At 46.3% G+C, this 2,216-nt stretch carries 2 protein-coding genes and 1 pseudogene; 1 reads left to right on the forward strand and 2 read right to left on the reverse strand.

What is annotated here, in order from left to right; translation table 11 throughout:
- Positions 1-54 precede the first annotated feature (54 nt).
- On the forward strand, positions 55-612 hold the full coding sequence (locus tag CHU92_RS00875; RefSeq protein WP_094411664.1) for a hypothetical protein: 558 nt from the start codon (positions 55-57) through the stop codon (positions 610-612).
- Here CHU92_RS00875 and rsmI read toward each other — a convergent pair.
- Together rsmI and CHU92_RS15710 are read right to left on the reverse strand one after the other, a co-directional pair.
- Positions 609-1,310: a 16S rRNA (cytidine(1402)-2'-O)-methyltransferase gene (gene rsmI, locus CHU92_RS00880; protein ID WP_094411666.1), complete on the reverse strand. Its 702-nt coding sequence runs from the start codon at positions 1,308-1,310 to the stop codon at positions 609-611. The two genes, CHU92_RS00875 and rsmI, sit on opposite strands and share 4 nt — an antisense overlap.
- A pseudogene (locus tag CHU92_RS15710) lies at positions 1,310-2,216 on the reverse strand (hypothetical protein); the annotation flags it as partial. The pseudogene CHU92_RS15710 and the gene rsmI, both read right to left, overlap by 1 nt.

A 2,216-nucleotide genomic window follows, 5' to 3' on the forward strand; every position in this document is an offset into this window, starting at 1 on the left:
GCACTAAAGAAATTTAATAAAATAAAAGTTTAAACCACTTCATTATCAAGTGATTTGTCTTCAGCGAAACTTGTAAATACTTTTTTTCCAATAAACCAAAAATCTTGGACTTACCGCGACGGACTAAACCTGTATAATGATTTATATACTGCTGCAAATAGGCAAAATAATGTACACGATAAAATTGAGTATTATAAAGCTGCACAAAAATTTTTGTATAAAAAAATTGCATCTGAAAAGTTAACTTGGTCAAACTTAGGTTCGCTTATAGCAATAGGCGTTTCTAAGCAATACAGTAATCATGGTAGTAACTGGATTCAAGCAGCGGCTCTAACAGTTTTTATAGTTGCACTTCCACTATATGGTTTATTTTTAGTTTCGTTAGACAATATCTATGTTGATTTATCTGCTGCTGGGGCACATTACTTTATGTCAGAACTATTACCATTCTTTTGGGAATTTATAAATCCTTTACACAGAATTGATTTTATGAAGAATTCAGGTATCTCACTTGGGTATTGGAGCGCTTTAGTCGATCTTGTAAGTAGAATTTTTATAGGAATTGGAGTATTTGAAACTGTAAGGTCTTTTAGAAAATATGTAAGAAGTTAATATTCCTTTCTCCTCTCCCTCTTCTCCTCCGGCTTCCCGCCTACAATCACCACAATCTCCCCACGTGGTTCTTTTTTGGTAAAATGCTCCAGCACTTCGGTAGCGGTGCCACGCACGGTTTCTTCGTGCAGCTTGCTCAGCTCACGGGAAACGGATACAGGCCTTTCAGCGCCAAAGTACTGTATAAACTCGCCCAGCGTTTTAACCAGCTTGTGCGGCGACACGTAGAATATCATGGTGCGGGTTTCTCCGGCCAGGGCCAGGAAGCGGGTCTGCCTCCCCTTCTTATCGGGCAGGAAACCTTCAAATACAAACTTATCGTTGGGCAGGCCGCTGTTTACTAATGCGGGCACAAAGGCTGTAGCGCCGGGCAGGCACTCCACAGCAATGCCATTTTCAACACAGGCACGTGTAAGCAAAAACCCGGGATCGGAAATGGCGGGCGTACCGGCATCGCTAATCAGGGCAATGGTTTCGCCGCCCTTTAGACGGCTGATGATGTTCTCTACCGTTTTGTGCTCGTTGTGCATGTGGTGGCTCTGCATGTGCGTGGCAATCTCAAAATGCTTCATGAGCTTGCCGCTGGTGCGGGTATCTTCAGCCAGTATCAGGTCAGCTTCCTTCAGCACCTTAATAGCGCGGAAGGTCATGTCCTCAAGGTTGCCAATAGGCGTGGGTACAATGTACAGCTTACCCATCAGCTGAACCGTTTCTCTACCAGCTCCATCAGGCGCTCCTCATATTCCTCTTTGCCTTTCCAGTTGTTGTAGTCGGGCTTCACCAGGTCATTGATAAAGTCCTGCGCTTCCCGGAACGTGTTCAGGGTGTTCAGCTGCGATATAACGCGGTTAAGGTCTTCGCCGCTGCCCCCGAACAGGTTTTTTTCAAAAGCGATGCGGTCGTTAAGGCCAAGGTTGATAGTCTTTAAATGTGGGCTGCCCTTTGCCGGTGAAACAGTTTGCGGATTGCGGGTTTCGGGTTCAGGTTGAGGAGTGGCGGCTAATTGCTGACTGCTGACTGCTGACAGTTCTTCTTGTGCCTTGTGGTTTGTGGCTTGTGGCTCACTGGCTTGTGGCTCACTGGCTTGTGGCTCCTCTTTTTTGCTTCCGTAGGGCGATGTAGAAGGCTCCCAGTCACGCCAGTCGCGAATTGAGGTGGGCTGCGTTTCTTCTTTCGGCTCTTCACTTAATGCCGCAGCATTGTCTTCCTGCTTTTGTATGATCTCCGGTTCCTTTGGCAGGAATTCTTTATTAATGCTTTGCGGATTTTCAATATCTGCTTTTTTAACAAATTCAGGTTCCTTATACTCCAGGTAGTCCTCAAAAGTAATTTCTTTCTGCTTTGAAGGGGCCGGTTCTCGGTTGTCGGTTGCTGGTTGCTGGCCATCCTCAACTTCTTCTTCTTTTGGCTCTTGTGGCTGTTGGCTTGTGGCTGTTGGTCCTTCAGGCTGGTTATCTTCAACAGATTCATCGGTCTCCTCTTCGGTAATGCGCTTCTCCTCCTCCGATGCCGGGCCGCCTTCGGCTATTTCTTCCTGATTATCAGTTGATGGTTGCTGGTTGTCGGTTGCCAGTTGCCGGTTGTCGGTTGCCAGTTGCCGGTTG

It is taken from the genome of Flavobacterium cyanobacteriorum, from assembly GCF_002251835.1.
Taxonomy (GTDB): Bacteria; Bacteroidota; Bacteroidia; order Flavobacteriales; family Flavobacteriaceae; genus Flavobacterium; species Flavobacterium cyanobacteriorum.